The organism is Paenibacillus sp. PAMC 26794, from assembly GCF_000316035.1.
Classification (GTDB): domain Bacteria; phylum Bacillota; class Bacilli; order Paenibacillales; family Paenibacillaceae; genus Paenibacillus.
In genome coordinates this window covers 46,846-71,576 of record NZ_ANHX01000004.1, presented here as the reverse complement: position 1 = coordinate 71,576, position 24,731 = coordinate 46,846, and the positions used below count along the sequence as shown (strand labels likewise).

Annotated in this window: 6 protein-coding genes; all 6 read right to left on the bottom strand. The window is 47.3% G+C overall.

The genetic code is table 11. From position 1 onward, the window contains the following. Positions 1-10: 10 nt before the first annotated feature. Genes D829_RS0101965 through D829_RS0101940 form a run of 6 tightly spaced genes read right to left on the bottom strand, consistent with a single transcriptional unit; the run spans position 11 to position 24,673 of the window. Positions 11-1,330, bottom strand: a complete 1,320-nt coding sequence (locus tag D829_RS0101965) for an aminotransferase class III-fold pyridoxal phosphate-dependent enzyme (RefSeq protein WP_017687153.1) — start codon at positions 1,328-1,330, stop codon at positions 11-13. After that, positions 1,327-2,307, bottom strand: coding sequence for an ACP S-malonyltransferase (locus tag D829_RS0101960; protein ID WP_017687152.1), 981 nt, complete (start codon positions 2,305-2,307; stop codon positions 1,327-1,329). Before D829_RS0101960 ends, D829_RS0101965 begins: the two co-directional genes overlap by 4 nt. Beyond that, entirely contained in the window at positions 2,304-3,455 is a 1,152-nt protein-coding gene (locus tag D829_RS0101955) for an acyl-CoA dehydrogenase family protein (protein ID WP_017687151.1), read from the bottom strand. Before D829_RS0101955 ends, D829_RS0101960 begins: the two co-directional genes overlap by 4 nt. Further along, positions 3,452-3,709, bottom strand: a complete 258-nt coding sequence (locus D829_RS0101950) for an acyl carrier protein (protein ID WP_017687150.1) — start codon at positions 3,707-3,709, stop codon at positions 3,452-3,454. The genes D829_RS0101955 and D829_RS0101950 overlap by 4 nt, the downstream gene beginning before the upstream one ends. Further along, positions 3,706-7,905: a beta-ketoacyl synthase N-terminal-like domain-containing protein gene (locus D829_RS0101945; protein WP_017687149.1), complete on the bottom strand. Its 4,200-nt coding sequence runs from the start codon at positions 7,903-7,905 to the stop codon at positions 3,706-3,708. The genes D829_RS0101950 and D829_RS0101945 overlap by 4 nt, the downstream gene beginning before the upstream one ends. Next, the gene (locus D829_RS0101940; RefSeq protein ID WP_017687148.1) at positions 7,895-24,673 is read right to left on the bottom strand and encodes a hybrid non-ribosomal peptide synthetase/type I polyketide synthase; all 16,779 of its coding nucleotides are present in this window, start codon (positions 24,671-24,673) and stop codon (positions 7,895-7,897) included. The genes D829_RS0101945 and D829_RS0101940 overlap by 11 nt, the downstream gene beginning before the upstream one ends. Between the last annotated feature and the right edge of the window lie 58 nt (positions 24,674-24,731).

The window sequence follows — 24,731 nt, the reverse complement described above, 5'->3', positions numbered from 1 at the left end:
TGAGCTACCATTAGATCAGCTCGTCGTAGATCTCTTTCATTTCTGCAAGTGCTGCGGGGACACGCTCACCGAACCAGGTAACATCTTGCATATCAAGCAGGATATTCGGATACATCCGCGAGAGCGTAGATACCAGAACACCGTGCTCAGCAAGCTTGCTATTTAACAAAATATCAAAAGACATCAATTCAAACGTATAATCAGCCGTATCCGTAAGCGGCTCCGTGCAGCAGTGATAAGAAGCACAGCCAGACGGCCCCTGAACAATTAGAGGCAGACCCACCTTCACTGCTTCCTGGCAGAGTATGTCATGCATCATCTCAGCGTGGCGGTTCATGCTGTGCATCGCCTGTCCTCCATTGCGTCCCAACATTTCCAGCGTAGCTTTTACAGCAGCTGTACCTAATGGATAGCCATTAAACGTACCCGCATGAATTACTTTTTTGTCTACAAGCAACTTCATGATATCCGCTCGGCCAACCAGGGCTGACACCGGAACTCCCCCACCCGCGATTGCCTTCCCAAGTGTAGTCAGATCGGGCGTTACACCGAATAACTGTTGGGCACCACCGAGTCCCATACGGAAACCTGTTATAATCTCATCAAAAATGAGCACGACCTGGTACTGATCACATAACTGTCTGACTTTTTGCAGATAACCCGGAGCAGGCATGACTCCGCCTCCATTTACACAAACCGGCTCCATGATTACTGCTGCAATATCGTCTCCATGCTGGCGAAATAGTTCCTCCAGACGGGGTGCGTCATTCCATGGCAGGAGGTAGGATTGAGATTCCATGGCATCCCTTGCCCTCCCCTTTGTTCCTTTCATGTCACCAGGATAGTCTGAAGGTACCGGCAAACCTGTACGTGCAGTCTTGCCACCCATAATATTGTCCGCATTGCCATGATAATGGCCTTCAAAACGTACAAAGCGATTTTTACCTGTCCACGCCCGGGCAAGACGAAGTGCATTCTGGACAATCTCCGTGCCTGATAACCCAAAACGAATCATCTCTGCTGAAGGTACATATTGATGGATCAGTTCCAGAGCCTCTGCATCCAGATCGCAATGACTTACGGAAAGAACACGGTCAATGGTATCCTTCAGACACTCGTTATACTCCTCGTTGCCGTGGCCAACAATGAGTGCACCAAAGCGGGCATATAGATCCAAATACTCGTTGCCGTTCATGTCCGTCACTCTGCTTCGGGAAGCATGCTTGAAATGGAGGGGCGTCTCTTCCCAAGGAAGGTGAAAATTATAATGAACACCTCCAGGCAGCCATTGTTTCACCCGCTGATTGTACTGCATCATCTCCGTGATCATCCCTTATCGCCTCCCCCACTTGTCTGGTTTACTGCTTCATATCGCTCCAGTAACCTGGACCGATCTTGCGGATCATCAAGCGAATAGGCTGCAGGCAAGGTCTTATTCTCAGCCAGCATATTTCTTACACTCTGGCCTGGACCGATATCGATCCATACCGTTGCTCCCAGATTTTGAACGCGTGCCAATGCCTGATTCCAGCGAATGGGTTGCAAAAGCTGGCTGCTCAGCAGCTTAGGAATGTCCTCGGCTCCGCGAATGAACTCACCATGTACTGTAGAGCATATGGGGAACACCGGTGCAGAGAAGGAAATCCCTGCAAGCATCTCTTCAAGCTCAGGCTGAATGAACTGCATCAACTCGCTATGATAAGGTGCATCTGCCTTCATTGGCATCATGCGAAAAGGAATGAATTCCCCACCGTAGCCATCCACCTGATCATCCAGCAGTTGAAGACCCTTCGCAGTACCTGCGACGACAAACTGTCCCGGTGAATTATAACCGGAGATCGTCACATACTCGTTCTGACGAATATTCCCGACTAATTCTTCAAGCGCTTCTTGGGTTACATCAACGACAATACCCGCTCTTCCTTTTTGCTCCTGAATGGAGCGATGCATCAACGCACCACGCTGAGCTGTAAAACGGATTCCATCAGCAAATCGCAATGCTCCCGCCGCTACTAAAGCCGAAATCTCCCCCAAACTGTGACCTACTGCATAATCTGGAGTCATTCCTGTCCGGCGAACAAATGAGTCAAATAAAACGTAGCTTGCCGTCAGTACAGCAGGCTGAGCATATTCAGAGACCGTCAATTGATCCAGGGTCCCTTCCATAACCATTGCCTTCAAATCAAATCCGATCACCTCGCTCGCCTCCGCAAAGATCTGATTCGCCTCCGGCTCACTGTCCAACAACTCGCTGCACATTCCGATATACTGGCTTCCCTGGCCGGGAAATAGCGCACAAAACGTCATACGCTACCGCCACGCTTGTAATAGGCTTTTAATCCGTAATGCGAGATCATCTCCTGCTGCATCTGAGAAGAACCTTCAATAATCTCCAGAATTTTGGCTTCCTTATACAGCCTGGCCACAGGATATTGGTTACTAATTCCGTTCGCACCATGAACCTGTAGCGCATCACTTGCTACTTCAACGGCAACTTTGGACGTAAAATATTTGGCGATCGTTGTCTCCATGGCGGCCTGCGGGTCCTTGGCTTCTCTCAGCTCGGCTGCCCGTAAACATAATGCTCGTGCTGCATGGACTTTTGTCACCGCATCTCCAATCATGCCGCGAATCAGCTGAAAATGACTCAGCTTCTGATCAAATTGCTTCCGCTTCCTTGAGTAAGTCACCATGGCATCCAGCGCTTCCTGCGCAATCGCCAGCCCTGCCCAGGCAATGCTATATCTGCCCTGGTCCAGCGCCCCGGTTACGATGTACTCAAAACCTTCATTCAGACGTCCAATAATGTGATTCTTTGGTACACGCACCTCATGGAGATCAATCTCAGCTATACCTGTCTCTCCCGCAACCATGACACCTTCGATAGGTTGGGTCTGTACACCCTCAAACTGGCGTTCGACCCAAAAAGCAGTACTTCGTCCCTGATTCGAGGCAATAATGATAAATACATCTGCCAGATGTCCAAACGTGATCCACTTCTTTTTTCCATTCAAAACATAACAGTCCGATTCTTCTCTCCACTCGGTCTTTACACTTTTGGCATCTGAACCAACTTCCGGTTCAGTCAGGCCAAAGGCAGCAATCCATTCTCCCTTCACCAACTTGGGCAGCCAGGACGATTTTTGCTCAGGCGTTCCGAAACGTACCAAAGTTTCACTTACAAGTGAAGTATGTACCGTTAACAAGCTGCGAACGGCTGGAAGAGCCTTGCCAAATACTTCAGTCAACAGCCCGTACGCCTTAGGGCCGAGACCCATGCCGCCATATTCAGCCGGGATCGAGGCAGCCAAGTAACCTTTTTCAGCCATGGCACGGATCAATGTTCTGGGGATGGCTTGCTGTTCTTGAATCTGTTGAGCATAAGGACGAATTTCACGGGTAGCAAACAATTCAGCTTCATGAATGATCTCTTGCTCTATATCCGCTTCAATCATTCGGCAACCCCCTCTTGAAGAAGAGATTCATTGAGATAAGCGGCGAACTCGGCAATTGTTTTGTATTCAAACAACGCAACCGGACTGATGTCAACTTGAAGATGCTTACGCGCACGGTTAATGATCTTGAGCGCCTGCACAGATGAGACACCAATTTTCAAAAAATTCATCTCTTCATCGATGTCCTCTGGCTCCTGATTCAACGCTGCAGCAATCTCGCTTTTGATAAAAAGCTCAATTTCTTCTTTTGTCATATCATGACCTCCGTTCCCTGATTCACATCTATCCAATGTACATACGGCTCGAATGGATGTGCTGGCAGATGTACAATCTGGCCAGAGCCATTCGGATGTAACTGTTCCCAATCCAGCGCAGCACCACGTACATAAAGCTGTCCCAGCAATAAAGCAAGCTGATCCTCCATGGTAAGAGTCGGCTCGGTAGACAGGCGGATGAAGCTCTCCTTGCCACTGTATTCAAGCTGCTGCACTGTCTGATCTGCAGCAATCATAATTACAATGTCGGCGTTTGCCATCTTGCCAGGTGTGTCTTGCAGACTGTCTAACGTCACTCTGTTGTTCACTGGAATGGATTGGCTTGCATGAGCGCTGTGATGTTCCTCGCCATCCAGATGTAAACTGGATACAAGTTCCTCTCCTGCAGCTATTCCTCGAATCTCTTGAATGGAAGGGACCAGACGTACAAGTGTCTCAAGCAAGGTCACCCAGTAGTTCAAGGTTGATACCGTATCTTCATTAGAATCGTCTGGCCTGAGTACCTTACGAGCTTGAGCTTCATCTTCTCCGCGAATCTCATGCCCCCCAACCACAATATTGACACGAGCAGCTCGGTTTCTAGGCTTGAAGCCAAATTCCATCTCTTCGATGTTCCACTCTCCGGTTGAGCTGACAGCTACTGCTGCACGATACCGATAATGTTTTCTATATCTGTTCCGGGTAAAACAAAGATCCTCTAGTGCCAGGTCCGCATGTTTCTTCACATATTGCTCCGTGTTATCAATCAGCTTTTTTAAAGCCTGCTCTGATTTCGCAGAGAACGTTAACAACTGGCCGCGTGCCGGGGCATCTGCACGGACAGGGGCTTTCCATTCTTCCAGCACAATGTGGGCATTCGTACCTCCCAGGCCAAATGAACTGATGCCCGCCTTCCGTGTTTTTCCTTCAGGTACATCCCACGTTCTATGCTCGCTAACGATATGGAACGGCGATTGCTCCAGTCGGAGGGCCGGATTCGGATTATCCATATGCAGACTTGGTGCCAGTTCCCCATGCTGCATACTGAGCAGAACCTTGGCAAGACTGGCTCCACTGGAGGCTGCAAATAAATGACCAATATTGGTTTTGACTGAACCTAATCCAATCGAATTGTCGCTTGTATATCCCTTTTCCCGGAACAGTCGGAGTAAGGCATTCACCTCAATTGGATCTCCAATCCTTGTCCCCGATCCATGTGCTTCAATATAAGAAATCTCGCTCGGATTTAGGTTGGCATCGCGATAAGCGGCACGTAGTACCTCATATTGCCCCTGAGGGTTGGGTGCCATAATGCCCAGGGAATATCCGTCGTTATTCACCGCTGTCCCGCGAATTACACCATAAACATGTTTATTGTTGCGAACTGCCTCTGTTAGCGGCTCCAGATATACAACAACAGCACCTTCTCCCAAGACCGAACCATCTGCTTCCCGGTCAAATACCTTCGTATGTTGAGTGGAAGAACAGATTCCAGCATTGCGTGATAGTTGATGAACATGCGGTGTAGCCAAAATGTTCGCTCCACCTACAACTGCCCCAGAGATACGCTTGTCCTGAATGGCCGCCACAGCTTGTGTCAGTGCTACCAGAAAAGAAGAACATGCCGTATCTATGGACAGTGCCGGACCTGTGAAATTGTACATGTGTGAAATGGAGGCTGCTGCAATATTGGACATATTGCCTACCATAGCGTGAGAATGAACAGCCTTTCCAAGACTCCGGTTCATATAATCAACAACCAGATCGAAGTATGTGCTTGGGTTAATCCCTACATACACACCCACATCACGCTTATCCTCATGGTCCACGAGCATACCTGCATCCTCCAGCGCCTCATGAGCAACTTCCAGCAGCTTCCGATGTTGCGGATCCATAAATGCAGCTTGTTCAGACGGGATTTCAAAGAACTCATGATCAAACGTATCCGGTTGCTTCAGTTCCCCAATCCAGTCATCCCAATCGGGTTGCTTGGAACGTGTTGCACGCTCTAAGCTAACCCGGTCTACACTATCTAACCCGTTAACCAGATTGCTCCAGAACTGCTCTTGGGTGTCGGCATCAGGCAGACGCAGAGACAGTCCGGTAATAGCAATAGCACGATGTACATTCAGGTGATTATCTGTTGTTTCAGCTTGTTCAAAGTCCTTCGTTTCTGCTGGAAGTTCCTGCAGATATTCCACCATCTCACGTACTGTACTGCAAAAAACAAGTAGTTCTTGTCCTAATTCGCGCCCCATATGTGCAGACAGCTTGTCAAGTAATTGATAGGAGAGGATGGAATTGCCTCCAAGTGCGAGAAAAGAAGTATCCATCTCAATCTTTCCTGCGGGCAATTGAAGAATTTCGGCCCAGGCTTTACGTACGGTATATTCCAAAGACGATGCGGAAACCGTCTCGTGTCCTTGCTGTTGTGTGTTTTCGCGAATCAGCTCTTCAATGGCCTCGATGTCCTTGGTAAATACTCCACGCTCATATTCGTTTCTCAGCATGAAGCGCTGGACCTTGCCACTCGTCGTTTTGGGAATAACCTTGATTGGGAGAACATGGGTGATCTCAATACCCAATCCAGCCCTCATACGTTGGATCAGATCCTGTCGTACATCCAGAAACTGTGGAGTGCCCGATTTGTATTTAACAAATACAAGCAGCTCCTCTACTTGTTTGAGGCTGTTAAAGTGCCCGACTACCGTCAGATTCCCTCTCGGAATGCTGCTATTCTGGTACAAAATTTCTTCAAGATCATGCGCATAATGGTTCTGTCCCCGAATAAACACAATGTCCTTGATTCGTCCGCTTACAACCAGGGAGCCATCAGCCATATAACCCAAGTCTCCAGTGCGAAGCCACCCATCCACATACATTTCACGATTGATCTCCGGAAGACTGTAATATCCGGAGGTTACCGATTCCCCACGGATCTGGATTTCGCCAACAACCCGCTCATCCAGCACTTCACCCTGTTCATCCGCAATCCGGATTTGAATCCCTGTCATGGGATATCCTTCATGGACAAATTCGATCACATCCGAAGTATGGCTATCACTGCTAGGTAGCTGGACTGGCACAGCCAGTCCTTCCTGCACCAGCCGCGAACGCGAAATACGTTCAATTCGCGGCTCTTCCCCCAGTTTAGAGGTACATACACCTACTGTCGCTTCTGCCATGCCATACGCAGGAAACATCATATTGGAACGATAGCCACAAGAGCTGAATTTTTTGACAAATCGCTCGATAACAGACGTTGATATAGGCTCTGCACCATTTAAGGTCATACGCAGTGAAGACAGATCAAGCGTTGAGAGCTTGGAATCCGGGATCTTCTGAACCATCCATTCGAAACCGAAATTGGTGCAGCAAAACCATTTCCCCTGATGCTCCGTAATCTTGCGCAAGAACAGATAAGGCGACCGTACGAAGGTATAAGGTGACATCACCATAATGTTGGCTCCACTCAGGACGGGTGTCAGGTGCTGTCCAAATATCCCCATATCATGCGTATGCGGCAACCAGGTAAACACATTATCTCCTTCTTCGGCTCCAAGAAATGTCTTGCATGCAATACTGTTGGCGATAATATTGTGATTTGTTAACTGCACGCCTTTGGGAATTCCCGTGCTTCCTGATGAGAATTGCAGGAACACAATGTCATCAGGAGAGGTTGGGCATAGATCAGCCATCTGCTGGCCTGCTTGAAGCTGGTTCACGCTAATCAACATAAGACATTTGAATACCGGACTTTCCGCAAGCTGCTTATACTTGGGCATGTAGGCTTCCTCGACGATAACGACCGGACGCCCGAGTACCTCCCACACTTTCGTGAATTTCTCCAGACCAGCTGAGCCTGGTTCCCAGGCAGCCGGAGGACTAACCGGGGCGACAATAATGCCACCCAGCATACAAGCCCAAAATGTACGGTAAAATTCCTGTGACTGGTCAATTTCCAAAATAACGACCTGTCCTTGTTGAATGCCTTGCTCCTGAAGAGACTGCAGGTACTTGCGCGCCTGCATCAGTAATTCAGGATATGATTCAAACTGTTCGTCACCTGAAGAGCTGATATAGGTCATTCCCTTTTCCGGATGAATATCTGCAATGTAGATTAGCATCTCAGCCACTGTTGAATAATGTTCTGGCACAATCAGCTCGGGTCCTCGCTGTATGGATTTACTGGACATGTTGCACCTCCATTGCCTCATTGTGAACTACCACTTTCACATCGCTACCAAGCTTGTCATCAATCAGCTGTTTCATACGTTTGATATCCAGACCAGCCTGACAGGCCAGATGTACGTACAGACACTCTTCGTCGTAGCGAATAACCCATTCGAATTGGGCGAGTCCCGAATTCGAATCTTGGTCATCCGACGACTGAGACGACATTGGGATCGCCTCGCTGCTGGAGATGAAGCCTTGATAATTAAATAGAATCATCTGACGCGGCTCCTGTTCTGCTTGCCTGTAGGCAGTTCCCAATTGTTCCTGTATGCCATCATATTGTGCCGAGAGGGAAGAATCATGTGTAAGTGCCATAAAGTTAATGCTGTGTTGCTTCGTAAATTCCAGACGTTTCAACAGATCTTCTTGTGTGAATTCACTGTCTACCAGCACTGGAATCAGATCAAGGAATTCTCCCACATAATCATAGTAGGATTCTTCGCCATACTCCCTTCCGTAATGCACCAGGGCTATTGGCAGTTGGCTTATATTCAGATAATCCGTAATGATGTTGGCAAAAGTTTCAAAGCATGTCCACCAAACATCTGCAGGCTCCTTCCCTGCAAGGGACAACTCGACAGTCATCGCTGAAGGCGACAATGTTTCTATTTCCTTCAACTTGTTCATGACGATGGTGTTACATCTATGCCATGCCTGAAGCGAAAATTGTTTCTTCATTTCATCTTCAGATACCCCTACGGGGCCTTGAGACAGAAAATTTACATAATCCTCATAATTTCGTACCTGGTACAGAAGATCACTCTCTATCCCTACACCTTGCGGTCTATATAATGCCTTCGACTCAAGTTGCTGCTTGATGATTTGAGCACTCATACCATCAAACGCAAGATGATCAAAGCTCCAAATCAGCTTATGCTCTGTGGCTCCTGTACGCAAAATACACAGACGCCAAGGCAGTTCCTTCAACGTATACGTTTTGTGTAACAGAGATTGAACCAGTTTGTACTCCAGCTGCTCCATTGTAGCCGAAGCATAATGACGAATATCAAGATATGGGATAAGCTGTTGCAGCATGTCCGCCGCTAACGACATATCACATGGATGCCAATACAATTGTTCTTCCTCATATATCATGCTGTGCAGCAACTGATGCCGGGATATAACTCCAAGAATCAGGTGTTTTACAGCTTGTTCATTCAATTCGCCTTCCAGCGTTGTTGTAAATCCGCTTGCTAGTGAAGTCGTAGAAGCATGTGCTTGTTGAATTGGAGATAGTGGGAATTGACCCATAGGGGTCATGCCCGCCATAAAAGATGACACCTGATTGCAGCTGTTTAAAACGTGCAGGACCAGGCTGTCCAGTTGTTTCTCATGAAGTGTTATGTCCTGTGGTATGACTATCGGGGACTGAATATGCAGGCTATCATCTGACCAAACTGACGCCGGAGGATTAATGTCTACCAAATTGGCAAGCCCTCTAACTGTCGGATATTGGAATAATTCGTTCACATTGATGGCAATTCCTTCTTTTGACAAAATTTGAGTGAATGCAATCGCTTTGAGCGAATGTCCCCCATTTTGAAAGAAGTGATCTTCCACACCAATGCCTGGATTCCCCAGGATCTGTCGCATGGCGGCAAGAATGACACGCTCCGTTTTTGTCTGAGGTGAACTCACTTCCAGTGACCTCTGCTGCTCTTCAACCAAATTCTCGGACAATGCTCTTCGGTCCACTTTGCCATTGGCATTAATCGGAAGATGATCCATTCGAATAATTCGTGCAGGCACCATGTACTCTGGCAGTTGCTGGTGAAGTTCTCTTCGAATATACTCAGCATCTGCCCCAGTGTCGCTTGTATAAAAAGCGGCAATGTATAGACTTCCTGATGGTTCTGTAACTGTCATGACAAATGCATCACGAACTCCCGACAGACGCTCCATGCAGTTACCTATCTCCGATAACTCAATGCGGAAACCTCTAATCTTGACCTGGAAATCCGAACGTTCAATAAAAATCAGACTGCCGTCAGCCAGACGTTTGACGATGTCACCTGTCCGATACATTCGTTCTCCCTTGCGGAAGGGATCATCAAGAAAGTGCTTTCGGGTAAGATCCTCACGGTTAAGATATCCAATACCTACCGCATCCCCACTGATATACAGTTCACCTGGAACGTTGGGTGGCACAGGCTTCAGCTCATCATCCAGAACATACAAGGCTGTGTTAGACAGGGGATACCCTATAGGCAGTGAGCCAGTATAAGGCTCTGTTTGCTGTAATAAGTGGTAGGAGGCAAAAAAGGTTGCTTCCGTTGGCCCATATCCATTTAACAGCCTACCCGGCCCCACGCATGCAAGCGCTTTGTTGGCATGACTCACCGATGCAGCTTCACCACCAAACATCACTCTACGCACATTCTTCAAGCATTCAGCATCCCAATCCACCAGCATATTAAACAAGGATGTCGGAATATAAAATACTGAAATCCGTTGCTGTCGGATGACATCCGCCAAACGAGCCATATCCAAAATGGTCTCTTTTGAGATTAATACAAGAGTAGCGCCATTTATTAATGAAGCAAAAATATCGAAAATGGAACCGTCAAACGCATAGTTAGAAATTTGCAGGATACGATCCTCTGGCACGACGGTGACAAAATTACTATTTTTCATAACTTTGGTCACATTGCGATGACTCATCACAGTCCCTTTCGGGGTTCCTGTTGACCCTGATGTATAAATGATATAAGCCGGGTCAAGAGCAGTCTTATTCATATGTTCAACGGGCTCCTGCATGTCTCCTGAAACGAAAGCTGTCAGTTCATCCGCCGGCACGATACAAGGAACTACAGATTGCCATGTCGAGGCATAAGCCGTTTCAGTCAATAACACAGCCGCATCGCAATCTTGCAAAATAAATTCAATTCTCGATGGTGGCGAAGCCGGGTCGATCGGCACATAACTGCAACCCACTTGGAGTGTAGCAAGGATACTGATCATCTGGATCGGTCCACGGTCCAGAATGAGAGCAATACTAGAGCCTGATTTTACCCCTTGTCCAAGCAACCTGAACGCCAGCCACTGAACACGTTCATACAGATCCGCATAGCTCCATTCACCGTCTTCCCAGACCAATGCTGTCTTCTGTGCATGCACATGAACTTGTTCCTCGAATAATTGGGAAATGGTCGCATCTCGCGGATACTGAGCGGCATTATCGTTGACTCCGTAGAGCAGCCATTCCTCTTCCTCCGGTGTAGTGAACTTAATCTGACCAATTCGTTCATTATCCCCTGTTGTGATCTGAGACAGGATATACCGGAATTTATCCAGCATCAGTTCCATGGACTCCGCTTTAAACAAATCCGAGCGATAGTCAAGTTCAACCGTGTAACATTGCTTGTGCTCGACCAGTGTCCAAGTCAGATCAAATTTGGCATCCACCTTACCTTCGACCCAAGGTTCAAGTATCAGTTCCCCGGCTTCAGGATCATCGGTTCCCATATTAATGTAATTTAGCACCACATCAAATAGGGGGTTGCGGCTTAAATCACCGAATAGACCAAGTTGTTCAACCAGTGCTTCATAAGGATAATATTGATGCTCATAACAGGATAACAACTTGCCACGCATCTCATTCAAATACGTCTCTGTGGACCATTCCCTGTCCATGCTGGTACGAATGGCAAGCATGTTCACGAACATACCCATAACGTTATCGAGTTCTGGTTTCTCACGCCCCGCAACCGCTGTACCTACGACCAAGTCGTCTTGACCCGTATACTTCCAGATTAATAGATTCAAAGTTGCCATGAACAACATGTAGGGTGTAAGCCCTTGTTGAGTACAGAAATCATTGACCTGTGTGCTTAATGACTCACCAAGTTCAATGGAAAGTCTGTCTCCTCTGTAAGATGACACGCCATGTCTTGGGAAGTCTGTAAGCAATTCAACCGGTGCAGGCATGTCCTCAAATTCCCGTATCCAAAACTCGGTTTCTTTAACAGATTGTCCATGTGACGCAGCTTCATCACGCCATTCCGCATATTCCTTATACTGAATGTCAAGAGATTGCAATGTTTCTCCTCTGTACATGCGTGCAAAATCCTGCATCAGGATCGCAATGGAACTCTGATCCGAAATGATATGATGCATGTCGATGAATAAGATGTGTTCCTCTTGAGAAAGGCGAACCAGCTTAACACGAACCAATGGTGCGCTGGTCAGATCAAAAGGCTTGATCCATTCCATGACCTGTTCTAACCCTGCTGTTTCTAATTCTAGCAACTCCACCACGCTTGGAACCTGATCCTCGACAACCTGGAAAAGCTCACCGTCAATCATTTCAAACCTGGTACGGAATGCTTCATGTCTCTCTACAAGTGCATCCATTATTACTCTGAATTGGGTAGGGTCAAGTTTTCCCCTTACCCTATAGGAACTGGCGAGATTGTATGCCGTACTCTCACCTTTCATCCACTCATGCACCACATACATTCTTCGCTGGGCAGAAGTGGTCTTGTATTTCTCTTTCTTAGTTACAGGCAAGATTGGGTCCACTGAATCAGAGTCACTTGTAGCCTGATGTTCAGCAATCCATTGAACCATGTGTTCAAATACAGAATGATCAAAAACCTCTTCCAGCCCCAAATTTAATCCAAACATTTCTTTAATCCTCGACGCCAAGGAAATCGCTTTTAAAGAATGACCCCCAAGCTCAAAGAAATCATCTTCAAGGCCGACTGCTCCATTACCAAGCAACTCCTGCCACAATTGCGATAATACATGCCTTATCTCATCATCAGTCCGTTGAACCCTGACTTTCCCGGATGGAGATTGGTCTAATGCTGCGATAGAACCCGCTGCAACCTGCGACATACCTGCAAGCTGATACAACGCAACATCATGTTGATGAACAATGGGATCAAAGGAATACGTCGGCAGGGAGATTTTTTGCCTACGCCCCGTTCCGTTTAACTGTTCCCAATCCAACTCCATGCCAGAGCACCAGCAAAAAGCAAGTACTTTCATTAAATACACGTCTGCCTCAAGCAAGCTCTGACGATCTCCAGTAAGAGCAATGATGTTTGGCTCTGAAAATGAATCCGGGGCTGTTTGTTCTGTATCCTGCAGCTGATTCGAAACGATCCACAGCGTATGCCCAGCAGATTCAGAAAGCCTCTTGCGATTTAGCAGCGTAAACAGGAAATTTGGAGATAACAGTGGTGCAATACTCGACGCAAGATCTGTTACAGTTGCATCTGTCATCCTTCCTGTCAAAGCATCTGACAATGCTCCTTCTTCTAGTGACCAATGCTCCAGATTGTATAGAAGCCCCACGGCATGTACTGGATCAAGTGCATCACTAATAACCAACCCCACGAGTTCGCCAACGCCTTGTCCACAGACAGCATCTGGCTTGACACCAAGCTGCATTACGGTTTTATAAAGAGCATATTGCACAACAAAGCACTGCATGCGCTCAAGCCTTGAATCGGTTAACGATCGCCCTATGCCTTGGCGGATGGCATACTGTTCCTTGGACTCAAAGAGGTTCAGTATCTCTTCAAAGTGCTGTTTGAATATCTCTGAGACCTGGCTGCGATACACAGAAGCATATAGTTCCCGAATCTTGCGCGCTTCCCAACTTGCATTTCCGCTGAGATAAAACATGACCTTAGGCTTCCCATTCATCACACTTGCCTGTGTCTCAAACTCTACAGACTGCTCGCTTGGCGGAATATAACCGTCTACAACGATTAGTGCTTTACGATGAACGAATCTGCTTCTTCCCTTCTGTAGCGTCCACGCAGCATTGGGCAACTGCTCCGGCAATGCATGGATTGCCTGTAGAACCGAATCATACGTGCGTTCCAGCGCAGATTCACTTTTGGCCGAGAAGGGTAGCAAAAGCAATGATTCATAATTGACTTGGCTCTCTTGGACGGGCGGCTGCTCCAGAATGACGTGAGCATTGGTACCCCCGATCCCAAACGAACTGACACCTGCTCGCAGGATACGCTTCGCGTCTTCTAATGGCTGTGGCTCCCTGTTGATATAGAAGGGACTATGCTCCAGCTTCAACATCTGATTCGTCCGATTCATGTGAATCTGTGGCGGAACCACCCGGTGATAAAGCGTCAGTACGGTTTTAATAAAACCGGCGACACCTGCTGCCGCATCAAGATGCCCAATATTGGCTTTCACAGAACCTAGAGCACAATAATTTCTACGATCTGTTCCCCATGACTGCCTGAGCGCTTCAATTTCAATCGGGTCCCCCAGTTTGGTTCCTGTTCCATGCGCCTCCAGATAGGAGATCTCTTTTGGAGACACTCCCGAACGATGCAGGGCTGATTGAATAACCTTGACCTGCCCGGCCACACTCGGTGCCGTATATCCAATTTTGTCCATGCCATCATTATTAATCGCTGAACCTTTAATGACTGCATAGATATGATCTCCATCTCTCTGCGCGTCGCGGAGTGACTTGAGCACAACCATTCCGCATCCATTACCAGACACAGTACCAGATGCCTGCTCATCGAACGGTCTGCAATGACCATCCTTTGAATAAATCATGCCTTCATGCCAGTGATAACCTTCTTTGAGCGGATAGGAGATAGAGACACCTCCCGCAAGTGCCACATCACACTCTCCCCGAATCAACGATTCAGCAGCTTGGTGGATAGCGACCAAAGAAGTCGAACATGCGGTCTGTACGGCCATACTCGGCCCTCTCAGATTTAATTTGTGAGATACTCGGGTTGTAATATAGTCCTTTTCATTTAAAGTCATGGCTTCAAAAGCCTGTAACAAATTACCGGAGCGACCGAGAAATTGCACCATCCATGGTAAGCTCAGTCCACTTCCGGCAAACAATCCTATAGATCCCTCATAACTGTAAGGATCACATCCGGCATGCTCAAGTGCCTCCCATGAGCACTGATGCAGCAGCCGTATTTGCGGATCCATCATGTTGGATTCCTGATGCGGATATTCGAAAAATCCGGAGTCAAAATACTCAGTATCTTGCAGTACACCTTTGGCACGTACATAATCGGGATGTTTGAAGTCTTCCGGTCGTACACCCGCAGCGGTTAGATCCTCCTCATTCAGACGGGTGATACCGTCCTTACCTGCCATTAGGTTATCCCAGAACTCCTCGATATTTCTTGAACCGGGAAAATGCCCTGCCATACCAATGACTGCGATATCCGAGGAAGAAGAAATTCTGCTACTGTGTTCTGAAGCAAACTGGATACTCTGTTCCGGTCTGCCCTGCTCCACTTTGCTGTGTTCAACTGTGCTCCTCACATACTCTTTTGGAGCTGTTGTCGGCTCCGGGTTCGTAACAGGATATCCAGCCGAAGCGATATGCCCGCTCTCCTCTTGTACATGTTGTGTAACTGTCGGCAGCATCTGCTCAGCCACCAGATGATTGACCAGTGATGCAATAGAGGAATGCTCAAACAATTGCACCAGCGGAACGTTTTTATCCAGATAGGCATTCAGCCGATTATTGATCAGAATAAGCCCCAGCGAGTTGCCTCCGATGTCAAAAAAGTGATCATGGATATTAACTGTATCCAGATTCAATATTTCCTTCCACGTTGCAATGAGCATCTGCTCCAGATCAACTTTTGCCCGCTCCGTTCCTTGAATCGATGAACCATAAACCAGAGTCGGATTAGCCTTCTCTCCCGTTTCAAAATCAGCCAGACGAAGAGCATTGCGATTCAGTTTTCCATTAGGCAGCACAGGCAGATTTTCCAGACGAATCAAGCGAGAAGGCATCATGTACTGTGGAAGCCGCTGCTTTAACCAGGCCCGAAGCTGTACGTCTTCATCTTCCATAACGGACGGCCCAATCCCAGGCTTCAGACTGTAGAAAAGGATTAATTGCAATGAATGTTGCTCGGCCCCTTCTACCTTAACGACAGCTTCTCTTACACGTTCATAATTCATCGCTGCCTGCTCAATCTCGTTCAGTTCAATCCGGTAGCCCCGAATCTTCACCTGCTGATCTAACCGTCCCATTAACTCAACATCCCCATCCGGCAGTATACGGGCCAGATCGCCAGTTCGGTACAAACGGCCTCCCAAAACATTGGAGTTTGCAATGAATCGGGCATCGGTCTCAGCAGCATTGTGCAGATAACCGCGGGATAATCCTTTTCCTGCAATGCACAGCTCTCCATAGCTGCCAGGTGGTAGTATTTCACCTTCATCATTCAGAATATAAATCTCTGTATTGGTAATGGGCTTGCCAATGGTAATCGCGGCTGTATCATTCAATTCTTTGGTCGTTGACCAGATCGTAGTTTCCGTTGGTCCATACATGTTAAAAACTCGAGCGGGCGTAAGCCGCTTCAGATCGGTGAGGAGTCCCACAGGGACATTTTCCCCTCCGGTAAGAACACATCGCAGATTGCCCAACGCCTGAGCGAATTCCGGATTTTCGACAAATGCCTTAATGCGTGAGACCGTGCTAAGAATGTGCGTAATACCATGTTCACGTATTCGACGTGAAGCAAGAGCCGGGTCAAGCTGCTCCTGCTCATTGGCCAGATACAGCGAATATCCGGTGCATAATGGTGTCCACACTTCAAATCCGAAAATATCAAAAGATATGGTCGTTACACTGATGATGCGATCTGTCTCATGTGCAAAAATATGTCGGTGCCTGATGTCCTCAACAAAATTGACCATCGCCTCATGAGTAATCATGACCCCTTTAGGACGCCCCGTCGATCCTGAGGTAAAAATCACACAGGACAGGTCCGAAGACAGGAAGTTTACGTCCGGGTTAACGGATGAGCGCACATCCTGGGCAGTTGGATCATACACGAATCGCTCTCCGTTAAAAGTCACTGTGCCTTCTTCATCAGGCGTACACAGCAATACGTTCATTCGGCTATCTTCGATCATATTCACGATGCGCTGCGGCGGAAAAGCAGGGTCCAGAGGCACATAAGCCGCCCCAGCTTTCAGCACCGCCAATAGCATAATGATCAACGATTCATCTCGTCTGGATAATATGCCTACAGGTTCATCCCGGCGCACACCTTGATCAATCAGCTTCCAAGCCAGCGTATTAGCTTTTTCATTAAGCTCCTTGTAGGTAAAAGAGGCTCCGGATGATACAAGGAGAGCTTTCTTGTCTGGCGTGTGTTCTGCCTGCAGCTCGAACAGCCGATGCAGACCTACCGCAGGAGTGTAATCCAGACGTGGACCAGCAAGACGATGGACTGGGTGCTCATGAGAACGTTCGTTTCTCTCAAACAGTTCGCTCAGAGACAGTTTGGGCTGTTGTACAACCTCTTGGCAGAGTCCGATAAACTCCTGCATCATACCTTCCACTGTGTCCCGGTGGAACAGATCCAGCGAGTATTCGATATATCCTTCAATCACCTGCTTCTCCCTGTTTTCTTGACAGGTCATTAACAGATCATAAGTAGACGTACCCGTCTCCACCGGAAAAGAACTGAATTGCAAACCATGAAGTTCAAGTCCATGCAAATCCATGTTCTGATAATCAAAACAAACATCAAATACCGGATTTCGGTTCAACTCACGTGTCACGCCCAGTTGTGCCACAAGCTCATTAAACGGATACTCCTGATACGCAAAAGCATCCAGTGTATGTTGTTTGAGTTCGCTTAAAAAATCAGTGTACGTACGATCAAACGTTGGAAAATTCCGCATCGCAATCATATTGACAAACATGCCTACCGTCTCTTTCCACTCCTCTTGCATCCTTCCTGCAACAGGCGTTCCTACCACAATGTCCTGCTGACCTGAGCGGTGTGCAAGAAGAAGATTCCACACACTTAGCATTACCATATACATGGATGCTTCCGATGAGGAAGCCAGCTCGTGCAAGTGTTGTGTTAACGAACGACTCAACGTGAAATGGAGACGTCCCCCTTGCATGGATCGCTGTGATGGACGCTCATGGTCAAGTGGGAGCTCCAGCACAGGTAAAGAAGGGCCAAGATGGTCTAGCCAGTACGTTTGATGTGAATTGTATTCATTTGAAGCGAGACGTTGCTGCTGCCATACCGCGTAATCTTTGTACTGCAATCGGGCTGCTTGCTCTTTGCCAAAATATAAATCATTGAAGTCACGGGTGATGATTTCGACAGATGTACCATCTGCGATAATATGGTGAATATCAAAGAATAGCAGATGCTTGCGCTCGCCTATCTTAATCAGTTCAACCCGCATAAGCGGAGCACTCCCCAGATCAAAAGGACGAATCAATGTCTCGATCATCGCAGGCAACTCTTGGTCATCTGCCACATGCTGCTCTGCATAGCCCATACTTAAGCGAACCGAAGGTTGGATGATCTGAACAATCTGTCCGCCCCGTATCTCAAACGATGTTCTGAGCGCCTCATGATGCTGCATCAACTTCTGCAAAGCAGCCTCAACTCTTATACGGTCCAATTCACCCTCAATAATGGTTGCAGACGGTAGGTTGTATGCCGTATTGCCTGGATCAAGCATCGCTTGTGTGAACATACGCATCTGTGCAGAAGAGATTGGATACGCATCCATAGTGGGTGCAGATTGAATTGTCTGTTGGTCTACTTTTGGTTTCGCCATGACATAGAGATGCTCCGCCAGTTGAATAGGCGTTGAATGATTGAAAACATCTGCTACCTCAGGCTGAATTCCTAAATGAGACCGGATCCATGCAGACAAGCTGACTGCTTTGAGAGAATCTCCTCCGACCGCAAAGAAATTAACCTCTTCATCTAGATCATCGATGCCAAAAATCGTTCGATATGCGTTCAGGACAATCTGTTTCAGTTGGTCTGAACCACCAGTATAAACTGTCCCTTTTACTAGAGTAGAGCCACTTCCCTTACCCTGCTCTGCATGCTGCCTATCATCCCCGGTACCCATTCCTTCCACTGCTGATGAATGAGAAAGAGAAACACTGACAGGATAGGATTGTTTGTTGAAAACATAAGTAGGCAGAGAGCATTTGCGTCGTACCGTCTGCCCTTTGAGCACCTTCCAGTCCGGTTCAATGCCTTCGCACCATAACTCCGCAAGTCTGCGGTTCACATAGATACTATCCTGCTCTGTTTCCCTTACGTGACGCAGCATATTCAGTACCGTCTGGGAATCTCTTGATAGACTGTGCTGTCTGGCAAAGGAGCTTAGCGTTCGTCCTGCACCTACTTCAATTAATACAGCCCGTTCATCCTTTAACACTTCAGCCAGGTTTGATTCAAACAACACCGGCTGTAAAATATGACGGGACCAATAGTCAGGTTGTGTGATTTCATCTCCAAGCGCCCATGTTCCACTGGTGTTAGACAGTAATGGGATCTGTGGCGTATGAAGTGAATGCTCTGCTAAATAACGTCTAAATTCCTCGGCGGCCTGATTCATCATCGGCGTATGGAATGCATGGGAAGTCTTCACACGAATGCACTTCCAGCCCAGTCCTTCAGCCTTGGCTTCCATCCGTGAAATGGCTTCAGCTGTCCCACCAATCACACTGGAACCTGTAGTATTCACCAGGGCAAGCCACATGTCTTCCTCCAGTTGTGACTTCACCTGCTGTGCATCCGCCATAATGGCAAGCATGACCCCGGGTTGTTGTTGTTGCATCAGACGTCCGCGAAGTCGAACTAACTTGACAGCATCTCCAAGTTCGAACACACCCGCTACCGCTGCGGCAGCCAATTCACCAATGCTATGCCCGATCATGCCATCTGGCTTGATGCCCAGATCCAGCAGCGACTTGGCCAGCGCATAACTTGTCATGAACAGTGCGAATTGGCTGTACTCTGTCTGGTTTATTCGCTCAGGGTGCTGATCCCCGTATACAACAGACAGCATATCTTCTCGTTCTTCCGCAGGCAGAAGGTCCAATATGTCCTGAATATAACTTCTGAAGATTGGAGCCAAGCCTGCTTGCTCTGTAGATCTGTATAGTTCTGCACCCATTCCCTGATACTGACTGCCCTGTCCGGGGAACATAAAGTATACGGGACGGGTGCCTTGAGCTGAATGGTATACGCGTGCTTTCCCCAGCTGCTGTATCAGCTTGTCCGGATTATCCTTCCATGTCTTATCCAGAATGAGTGCCTTACGATACGCAAAAACAGATCTACCTGATTGCAAGGTCCACGCTGCGTTCGATACAGATTGATCCGGCTGCTGAGTCAGATGTTCCATAATCCGTTCAGCGGTGCGGTTCAGCGAGTACTCCGTTTTGGCGGAAAAGAGCAATATATTTACGTCATCATCCGGACTGCACTTCTCCATCTCGGGAGCCTCCTCCAATACCATGTGAGCATTCGTGCCCCCCACACCAAATGAATTGATTCCTGCGCGCATGACTCCAACTTTGCCCTGTTTCCAGTCCACCCCTTGTGCATTAACTTTAAAAGGCGTATTCAAAAAATCAATTTTGGGATTAGGCTGCTCATAATTCGCTGTTCCAGGGATATAACCTTGTCCAAGACTGAGCGCTACCTTGATTAGACCAACCACACCTGCGGCTGTATCCATATGTCCCACATTGCCCTTGACCGAACCCAGATAGCAAAATTGCTTTTGGTCGGAAGCAAAGGCCCGAGTTAACGAGTTTACTTCAATTGGATCACCAAGCAACGTTCCCGTACCATGTGCTTCGATATAACTCACCGTTTCCGGGTCTACTCCGGCTACCTTATAAGCATCCTGAATGACTTCAGCCTGTCCGCTTACGCTTGGAGCAAGAAAACTGAGTTTCTCTTGTCCGTCATTGTTAATTGCTGAGCCTTTGATGACCCCGTAGATATGATCCCCATCCCGCAGAGCATCCGTTACCCGCTTCAACACCACAATTCCCATACCATTGGAGAAGACGGTTCCACTGGCTGCCGCATCAAATGGACGACAGTGTCCATCTGTGGAGAACATCATGCCATCTTCAAATATGTAACCCCCTTCATTGGGCAACTCCACGGTAATCCCACCAGCCACGGCCACATCACATTCTCCAACGATCAAGGATTGACATGCCAGATGAGGTGTAACCAATGAAGTAGAACATCCCGTCAGAGCGGTATAGGCCGGCCCTTTTAAGTTCAGCTTATAAGCCATTCGGGTAGCGAGAAAATGATTGGTGCTGAGGGTAAATGCTTCGTATTTACTGCTATAGTTAGCATCGTTAAAAAGCACTTGACGGTACCATTCGAAGTCATCGGACCCGCCAAGGAATACCCCCACCTTACCCGCTTCATCGGGTCTGCAGCCTGCATCCTCCAGCGCTTCCCATATTCCCTGATACAAAAGTCTGAATTGGGGAGACATCATTTTGGCTTCACCGGGAGTATAGTCAAAGAACCCTGCGTCAAACTCATCGATGCCGTTGGCACGTCCTTTTGCTTTGACGTAACGAGGTGAACGCAGCAGCGCTTCCTCCACGCCAAGCTCCCTCAATTCATCATCACTATAAAAGTGAATGCTTTCCCGCCGTTCAACAAGGTTACTCCAGAACTCCCTTATATCCTCAGCGCCCGGCACATTCACCGCCATGCCTACAATTGCAATGTCCTCACGCATAATGCCGTCTTTTCGTTGAAACAATTGTTCCCTTTCAGTCGGTATCCGAACTCCCTCATCTTTTGGTCCCAGCGCGGCAAATTGACGCAATGTCGGGCATTCGAAAAAACGAGGAACAGGGAACTCCACATCGGTATAATGCTTAAGTTTATTGTGAGCCTGAATGACAGAAAATGAATTTCCGCCCAATTCGAAGAAATGGTCATCGCGCCCTACTCTCTCAACACCGAGCACTTCGGCCCACACTTCGGCTATAACCTTCTCAAGCTCAGAAGACGGAGCGGTATAGAACGTACTGGAAGCATGAGCATGCGTGATATCTGCCATGAGTGCCTTCCGGTCAATCTTCCCACTGCTATTCAATGGAAATTCGGATTTATGTACAAAAACGGATGGTATCATATATGCCGGTAACGAACGAGACAGATGCTCTCTCAATTCGATAGAAGGCAGTTCCTGCTCTGACAGATAGTAGGCATACAGCATGCCGGACCTACCTTCAAATGATTTCATGACTGCCACAGTCTGAATGATACCCGGATAGGATGACAGGGTATTCTCAATTTCGCCTGTCTCCAGTCTGGCTCCCTGAATTTTAACCTGAAAATCAATGCGTCCCAGATATTCGATCGTACCGCTTGGGAGTGATCGTACCAGATCACCTGTGCGGTACATGTATCTGAAATGCTCTGCGTCCTGTCCTTCTTGAAAGAAAGGATTAGGGACAAATTTCTCTCGGGTCATCTGTTCCAGATTCAGATATCCACGTGCAAGCCCAACACCGCTAAGACAGAGCTCCCCTGGAATACCTAACGGCTGAAGCTCATCATGATTTCCGACGACATACCATCTGGACTCATTGAGCGGGTAGCCAATCGGTACATTGCCCAAGCCTTCGTAATGGCTTAACGGATAATGAGAAACCCATATGGTGCATTCGGTTGGACCATAAACATTTTCAAGACTTGCTCTAATGCCTAACCTGTTAAATTTCTCAATGATGTCTGGCGTGACTGCCTCTCCGCCAACAAACATCCATTTCAGCGTGTCCAATGCTGACAGATCGGAGCGAAGCTCCATCGTTTCCAGAAAAAGACGGAATAACGTTGGAACAAAGTTAATGTGCGTAACCTTATGTGATGCCACCGTAGACACAATACGAGAAGGGTCTTTTTCTGCTCCAGGCTCAAGAATACTTAGTGCGCCTTCACCCATGAACCAGCCGAAAAGTTCCGTGGCGGACACATCAAAGGTATAAGCTGTTTTCAGCAAGTAAACATCCTGCGCCTGCATTGGAAAACGACGCTCCAGATCAAGCAGTGTATTGACTACGCTATGATTTTCAACCATGACTCCTTTTGGCTTGCCTGTTGATCCGGACGTGTACATGATATAGGCAAGGCTATGCGGATTCAGCGCCTCTTCGAGATTTGAGACATCCCCCGTATAGGCCTGATCGCCCTCAACGTAGATGTACTGGACATCCAGAGTCTCGTCATCTTTTTCGGGCTGCATAGCCAGCACTATGGATATGTCTGCATCCGATATAATATAGTCCTTTCTGGACAAAGGGTAGGAAGGGTCTACAGGTACAAAAGCACATCCGGCTTTTAATACAGCCAATAGGGCAATGACCATATCCGAGGAACGTGGCATCTGCACGCCAACTGCCGCGTTATCACTTTTTTTACTCGCAACGATCTGCCTAGCCAATTCATTCGCTTTTGCGTTGACCTGCGCATAGGTCTGATGCTGCTTCCCTTCCATTAGAGCTACCCGCTCCGGGAAACGTGCTACTTTATCGTGAAATATATCCATAATATGTTGTGGAGTGTAGGGAAAATAAGAAGTTTGATTGAATTGATACAGTAGGTTTTCTTTCTCATCCTGCATCAGGAGGCTGAATTCACTGATTTTTTGATCAGAATTGGTTACTAGTTGATTCAGCAAGTATAGAAATCGTTGGCCCATTCGCTCCATTGAATCTTCACGGAACAAGCTCGGTTTATATTGCAGCTTCAACTGAGCACCTTGCGGTAAACGACTCAACACCACCATTAGATCTCCTGGAAACGTAACCTTATCCTGATCCAGAATACGAGTTCCGAGCATATCTTCCTCATAGGAATCATAAACAAAGGAGATATCAAACAACGATGGTGATCCGGGTTGAGCCTGTAACATGCTGTCTCTGACAATGAGGTTATTGGGATATCCGATGTTCCTATACGTATCCATCCAGGTTGTGGCTACTTGTTGCAGCAGAGGTTTTAGAGTTGATTCGAGGTCAATATGAAATCGCATGGGCAGCATATGGACAAAACATCCAATCGTTTCTTCCAAGTCCATACCGGGACGATGAGAATATGGGGAGGCAAAGGTGATATCGTCTGTACCAACATATTTACTCATAAGAATGCCAAAGGCACCCATAAAGAACATAAAAACGGTTACTTCATTATCTTTGGACATCTGTGTAATATCAGCCATTAACGATTCCGAAATATCAAATCGCAGTTCATGACCAATTCCTTCTTGTAAAGAACCTGCTGGAAAGTCGTGCTTTAGAGAAAGAGGTTCCGCTCCCTTCATTTTGTTTAACCAGTATTCCCGCTCTTTGGAGTACTTGTTTTCGTGTAGTTTCTTGTTCTCTGCCTCAACATAAGAGATGAATCCTTCATCCAACTTGACATCCACAGGCTGATCTTCAAGAAGACACGTATATGACTGGATAAGTTTGTTTTTCATCAGTTCAAGCGATATACCATCACATATTAAATGATGAATACATAAGGTCAGAATGTATCGGCTTTTATCCATCTGAACAATCATCATACGGAACAGAGGACCTTTCTCCAGCTCAAAAGGTGACCCGATGCATTCATCCACCAGTGCTTCTAACTGTTGTTCCTTTGGATTCTCCTGATTCTCGCTACTTAGGTCCCACAAGGCAAGTGAATACTCCATATCTTCATGAACGAATAACACGGGTACATCATTTTGAATCTCAATCCGAGTACGCAGCACCACTTGCTCATACATAAGCAATTCGATAGCCCGGCGAAATATCTCTATTTGAAGAAGATCAAATTGCATTGAAACTGAGATGTTATACGAAGCGGGATCATTCACCTGACAATCAAAATAGATTCCCTTTTGTGTTTCGGAAAGTTCAACGGTTTTTTGTACCATCACGACCACACCTCATCGTTTAATTGAGATTCAAGCTGTGTAAGGCAAAAAATCAGTT

Bases quoted from the DNA above. Each gene is read 5' to 3' on its own strand.
- D829_RS0101945 (WP_017687149.1), bottom strand. From the start codon at position 7,905: ATGTCCAGTAAATCCATACAGCGAGGACCCGAGCTGATTGTGCCAGAA.
- D829_RS0101955 (WP_017687151.1), bottom strand. From the start codon at position 3,455: ATGATTGAAGCGGATATAGAGCAAGAGATCATTCATGAAGCTGAATTG.
- D829_RS0101965 (WP_017687153.1), bottom strand. From the start codon at position 1,330: ATGATCACGGAGATGATGCAGTACAATCAGCGGGTGAAACAATGGCTG.
- D829_RS0101960 (WP_017687152.1), bottom strand. From the start codon at position 2,307: ATGACGTTTTGTGCGCTATTTCCCGGCCAGGGAAGCCAGTATATCGGA.
- D829_RS0101950 (WP_017687150.1), bottom strand. From the start codon at position 3,709: ATGACAAAAGAAGAAATTGAGCTTTTTATCAAAAGCGAGATTGCTGCA.
- D829_RS0101940 (WP_017687148.1), bottom strand. From the start codon at position 24,673: ATGGTACAAAAAACCGTTGAACTTTCCGAAACACAAAAGGGAATCTAT.